The organism is Xanthomonas axonopodis, assembly GCF_001304695.1.
Lineage (GTDB): Bacteria > Pseudomonadota > Gammaproteobacteria > Xanthomonadales > Xanthomonadaceae > Xanthomonas > Xanthomonas axonopodis.
This window is the reverse complement of sequence record NZ_JFAQ01000225.1, coordinates 1-5984: the sequence shown is the minus strand read 5'-3', so window position 1 is coordinate 5984 and position 5984 is coordinate 1. Positions and strand designations below refer to the sequence as shown.

Genomic DNA, 5984 nt, shown 5'->3' with positions numbered 1-5984 from the left:
AAGAGCGGCGACCCAAGAAGGCAATCGACGGCATGACGCCATCCGCGTATGCCCAACAGCTGGCCAATACCGATATCATCAACCCCGGACTCTAAACCCGGCCGCTACTCAGGACGGGGGGACGTCGCTGTGGATAAGGTTACAGACGTCCGACCGCCATACGATTTCCGGTGGTTATCTCACGTGCTGTGCTGCTGCAGCCCATCGGTCGCCGCCGGCTTCCGGGCGCCATGAGGCCATTGCCTGCGGGTCTTTCATCGATTTTAGCGCAAAAAGAAACCCTCAGTCCTTGCGGACTGAGGGTTTCGGGTAAAGCCCCTGGCGATGACCTACTCTCGCATGGCTTGAGCCACACTACCATCGGCGCAGCTGCGTTTCACTTCCGAGTTCGGGATGGGATCGGGTGGTTCCACAGCGCTAATTTCACCAGGGAGACGGTTGGAGTGTCGCCAGTGTTTGCTTCTCTTCAAGGGTCTGCACAGGGACGTGCAAGCTCTTGGGAAGGGAAGCGCATACGGCGCTCGTCTCGCAGAGTTAACTTGTGACGTAGCTTGCATTTGATGATCTACCAACGTTTGTTGGGACCAAGGCAACTTGAGGTTATATGGTCAAGCCGCACGGATCATTAGTATCAGTTAGCTCAATACATTGCTGTACTTACACACCTGACCTATCAACCACGTAGTCTACATGGTTCCTTTAGGGGGCTTGTGCCCCGGGAAGTCTCATCTTGAGGCGCGCTTCCCGCTTAGATGCTTTCAGCGGTTATCGCTTCCGAACATAGCTACCCGGCAATGCCACTGGCGTGACAACCGGAACACCAGAGGTTCGTCCACTCCGGTCCTCTCGTACTAGGAGCAGCCCCTCTCAAACTTCCAACGCCCATGGCAGATAGGGACCGAACTGTCTCACGACGTTCTGAACCCAGCTCGCGTACCACTTTAAATGGCGAACAGCCATACCCTTGGGACCGACTACAGCCCCAGGATGTGATGAGCCGACATCGAGGTGCCAAACACCGCCGTCGATATGAACTCTTGGGCGGTATCAGCCTGTTATCCCCGGAGTACCTTTTATCCGTTGAGCGATGGCCCTTCCATACAGAACCACCGGATCACTAAGACCTACTTTCGTACCTGCTTGATCCGTCGATCTTGCAGTCAAGCACGCTTATGCCTTTGCACACAGTGCGCGATGTCCGACCGCGCTGAGCGTACCTTCGTGCTCCTCCGTTACTCTTTAGGAGGAGACCGCCCCAGTCAAACTACCCACCATACACGGTCCCTGATCCGGATCACGGACCTAGGTTAGAACGTCAAGCACGACAGGGTGGTATTTCAAGGATGGCTCCACTGCAGCTAGCGCCACAGTTTCATAGCCTCCCACCTATCCTACACAGACGAACTCAACGTTCAGTGTAAAGCTATAGTAAAGGTTCACGGGGTCTTTCCGTCTTGCCACGGGAACGCTGCATCTTCACAGCGATTTCAATTTCACTGAGTCTCGGGTGGAGACAGCGCCGCTGTCGTTACGCCATTCGTGCAGGTCGGAACTTACCCGACAAGGAATTTCGCTACCTTAGGACCGTTATAGTTACGGCCGCCGTTTACTGGGGCTTCGATCAAGAGCTTCGCCTTGCGGCTGACCCCATCAATTAACCTTCCAGCACCGGGCAGGCGTCACACCCTATACGTCCACTTTCGTGTTTGCAGAGTGCTGTGTTTTTGATAAACAGTCGCAGCGGCCTGGTTTCTGCGACCCTCTTCAGCTATAGCTCGCATGAGCCACCAAAAAGGGTGCACCTTCTCCCGAAGTTACGGTGCCATGTTGCCTAGTTCCTTCACCCGAGTTCTCTCAAGCGCCTGAGAATTCTCATCCTACCCACCTGTGTCGGTTTACGGTACGGTCTTCGTGAGCTGAAGCTTAGGAGCTTTTCCTGGAAGCGTGGTATCAGTGACTTCGCCAAGAAGGCTCGTCTCGGTGCTCGGTCTTAAAGGATCCCGGATTTGCCAAAGATCCAAACCTACCGCCTTTCCCCGGGACAACCAACGCCCGGTACACCTAACCTTCTCCGTCCCTCCATCGCACTCACGCGAGGTGCAGGAATATTAACCTGCTTCCCATCGACTACGGCTTTCGCCCTCGCCTTAGGGACCGACTAACCCTGCGTCGATTAACGTTGCGCAAGGAAACCTTAGGCTTTCGGCGTGCGGGCTTTTCACCCGCATTATCGTTACTCATGTCAGCATTCGCACTTCCGATACCTCCAGCAGACTTCTCAATCCACCTTCGCAGGCTTACGGAACGCTCCTCTACCGCGCATAAAACAAGTTTTATGCACCCCAAGCTTCGGTTCACTGCTTAGCCCCGTTAAATCTTCCGCGCAGACCGACTCGACCAGTGAGCTATTACGCTTTCTTTAAAGGGTGGCTGCTTCTAAGCCAACCTCCTGGCTGTCTATGCCTTTCCACATCGTTTTCCACTTAGCAGTGAATTGGGGACCTTAGCTGTGGGTCTGGGTTGTTTCCCTTTTCACGACGGACGTTAGCACCCGCCGTGTGTCTCCCGGATAGTACGTACTGGTATTCGGAGTTTGCAATGGTTTGGTAAGTCGCGATGACCCCCTAGCCATAACAGTGCTCTACCCCCAGTAGTATTCGTCCGAGGCGCTACCTAAATAGCTTTCGAGGAGAACCAGCTATCTCCGGGTTCGATTAGCTTTTCACTCCTAATCACAGCTCATCCCCGTCTTTTGCAACAGACGTGGGTTCGGGCCTTCAGTACCTGTTACGGCACCTTCACCCTGGCCATGACTAGATCACCCGGTTTCGGGTCTACTGCCCGCGACTATGCGCCCTTATCAGACTCGGTTTCCCTTCGCCTCCCCTATACGGTTAAGCTTGCCACGAACAGTAAGTCGCTGACCCATTATACAAAAGGTACGCAGTCACTCTTGCGAGCTCCTACTGCTTGTACGCACACGGTTTCAGGATCTATTTCACTCCCCTCTCCGGGGTTCTTTTCGCCTTTCCCTCACGGTACTGGTTCACTATCGGTCGGTCAGGAGTATTTAGCCTTGGAGGATGGTCCCCCCATATTCAGACAGGGTTTCACGTGCCCCGCCCTACTCGTCTTCACTGGAGTGGCCCTTTTAAATACAGGGCTATCACCTTCTATGGCCAATCTTTCCAGATTGTTTTTCTAAAGCCATTCCAGCTTAAGGGCTGCTCCCCGTTCGCTCGTCACTACTTAGGGAATCTCGGTTGATTTCTTTTCCTCCGGTTACTTAGATATTTCAGTTCACCGGGTTCGCTTCCAGCAGCTATGAATTCACTGCAGGATACTGCCGAAGCAGTGGGTTTCCCCATTCGGATATTGCCGGATCAAAGCTTGTTGCCAGCTCCCCGACACTTTTCGCAGGCTACCACGTCCTTCATCGCCTCTGACCGCCTAGGCATTCACCGTGTGCGCTTATTCGCTTGACCATATAACCCCAAGTTGCCTCAGGGTCACATGCCGTGTTGTGTGGGGTACAAAGCCACCAACGCGAACATACGACTCAATTATTTAGGGACTCAAAGTCCCCGCCTTAGCCTCAACGACACGTTTAGATAGATATCTCAAACGCTCGCTACGTCACAAGTTATAAAAGAACATGTCTCAGCCTCAACGCTGATCCATATAAGTTCTTAAGTGTGCACTACATTCAGAGTGGTGGGTCTGGGAGGACTCGAACCACCGACCTCACCCTTATCAGGGGTGCGCTCTAACCACCTGAGCTACAGACCCAAAGTCGTTTCACTCAAATGGTGGAGCCTGTCGGGATCGAACCGACGACCCCCTGCTTGCAAAGCAGGTGCTCTCCCAGCTGAGCTAAGGCCCCATGATGGGACTTTCGCATACCGGCCTGTGCCGATACGCATCTCTGAATGCAGGTAGTTTGTGAGGACGCCCGACAGGACGATGACGTCATGCTCAAAAGGAGGTGATCCAGCCGCACCTTCCGATACGGCTACCTTGTTACGACTTCACCCCAGTCATCGGCCACACCGTGGCAAGCGCCCTCCCGAAGGTTAAGCTACCTGCTTCTGGTGCAACAAACTCCCATGGTGTGACGGGCGGTGTGTACAAGGCCCGGGAACGTATTCACCGCAGCAATGCTGATCTGCGATTACTAGCGATTCCGACTTCATGGAGTCGAGTTGCAGACTCCAATCCGGACTGAGATAAGGTTTCTGGGATTGGCTCACTCTCGCGAGTTTGCAGCCCTCTGTCCTTACCATTGTAGTACGTGTGTAGCCCTGGTCGTAAGGGCCATGATGACTTGACGTCATCCCCACCTTCCTCCGGTTTGTCACCGGCGGTCTCCTTAGAGTTCCCACCATGACGTGCTGGCAACTAAGGACAAGGGTTGCGCTCGTTGCGGGACTTAACCCAACATCTCACGACACGAGCTGACGACAGCCATGCAGCACCTGTCTCACGGTTCCCGAAGGCACCAATCCATCTCTGGAAAGTTCCGTGGATGTCAAGACCAGGTAAGGTTCTTCGCGTTGCATCGAATTAAACCACATACTCCACCGCTTGTGCGGGCCCCCGTCAATTCCTTTGAGTTTCAGTCTTGCGACCGTACTCCCCAGGCGGCGAACTTAACGCGTTAGCTTCGATACTGTGTGCCAAATTGCACCCAACATCCAGTTCGCATCGTTTAGGGCGTGGACTACCAGGGTATCTAATCCTGTTTGCTCCCCACGCTTTCGTGCCTCAGTGTCAGTGTTGGTCCAGGTAGCCGCCTTCGCCACGGATGTTCCTCCCGATCTCTACGCATTTCACTGCTACACCGGGAATTCCGCTACCCTCTACCACACTCTAGTGATCCAGTATCCACTGCAATTCCCAGGTTGAGCCCAGGGCTTTCACAACAGACTTAAACCACCACCTACGCACGCTTTACGCCCAGTAATTCCGAGTAACGCTTGCACCCTTCGTATTACCGCGGCTGCTGGCACGAAGTTAGCCGGTGCTTATTCTTTGGGTACCGTCAGAACAATCGGGTATTAACCGACTGCTTTTCTTTCCCAACAAAAGGGCTTTACAACCCGAAGGCCTTCTTCACCCACGCGGCATGGCTGGATCAGGCTTGCGCCCATTGTCCAATATTCCCCACTGCTGCCTCCCGTAGGAGTCTGGACCGTGTCTCAGTTCCAGTGTGGCTGATCATCCTCTCAGACCAGCTACGGATCGTCGCCTTGGTGGGCCTTTACCCCGCCAACTAGCTAATCCGACATCGGCTCATTCAACCGCGCGAAGCCCGAAGGTCCTCCGCTTTCACCCGTAGGTCGTATGCGGTATTAGCGTAAGTTTCCCTACGTTATCCCCCACGAAAGAGTAGATTCCGATGTATTCCTCACCCGTCCGCCACTCGCCACCCATAAGAGCAAGCTCTTACTGTGCTGCCGTTCGACTTGCATGTGTTAGGCCTGCCGCCAGCGTTCACTCTGAGCCAGGATCAAACTCTTCATTTAAAATTACATACCCGAAGGCAAATACTTTAGCTGCAGAAGTTCAACTACTGGCAACTTATCGCTTGCAAAGCAGTTAATATGTTGCTTGATTAAACGTCTGCAAGATGGACAATCATCCTTTCCTGCAGGCGTCCGCACAAATTACCTGCGCACACTGTCAAAGAACACTGGGAAATGGCCTCAGCGCCGTTCCCGTCAGCTTCGTCGTTTCCGTCGAAGCTAGCCGCCCATTATAGCGGAGTTTTTATTGCTGTCAACACTCCGTTTCGAGGTGTTGGCGCTGCTTCGCTTGAACCCGAAGGCTTTCTGTGAAGCGAGCCAGCCATATTAGCAGGCTTTTTATCCTCGTCAACCCATCATGAAGAAGAAGTTGCCGCCGCTGCACCTCAATCCGCCGTACCGGCTTTCCGTGTAGCGAGCCGGCCATCATAGCCGGCTTTTTCGTTTCGTCAACACCTT

The 5984-nt window shown here is 53.8% G+C and carries 1 protein-coding gene, 2 tRNA genes and 3 rRNA genes; all 6 read right to left on the bottom strand.

The features are described 5' to 3' along the window. Window positions 1–316: 316 nt before the first annotated feature. Window positions 317–431, bottom strand: a 5S ribosomal RNA gene (gene rrf, locus XAXN_RS17840). A 173-nt stretch (window positions 432–604) separates the two neighbouring features. Further along, window positions 605–3485, bottom strand: a 23S ribosomal RNA gene (locus XAXN_RS17835). Between the two features lie 227 nt (window positions 3486–3712). Beyond that, a tRNA-Ile gene (locus XAXN_RS17830) sits at window positions 3713–3789 on the bottom strand. Between the two features lie 18 nt (window positions 3790–3807). After that, a tRNA-Ala gene (locus XAXN_RS17825) sits at window positions 3808–3883 on the bottom strand. 95 nt (window positions 3884–3978) lie between these two features. Further along, window positions 3979–5525 (bottom strand): 16S ribosomal RNA (locus XAXN_RS17820). Together the 16S, 23S and 5S rRNA genes with 2 tRNA genes alongside form the textbook arrangement of a ribosomal RNA operon. A gap of 253 nt (window positions 5526–5778) precedes the next feature. Then, window positions 5779–5984: hypothetical protein (locus XAXN_RS22790; protein WP_054320536.1), on the bottom strand; the 206-nt coding region annotated here is incomplete at its 5' end.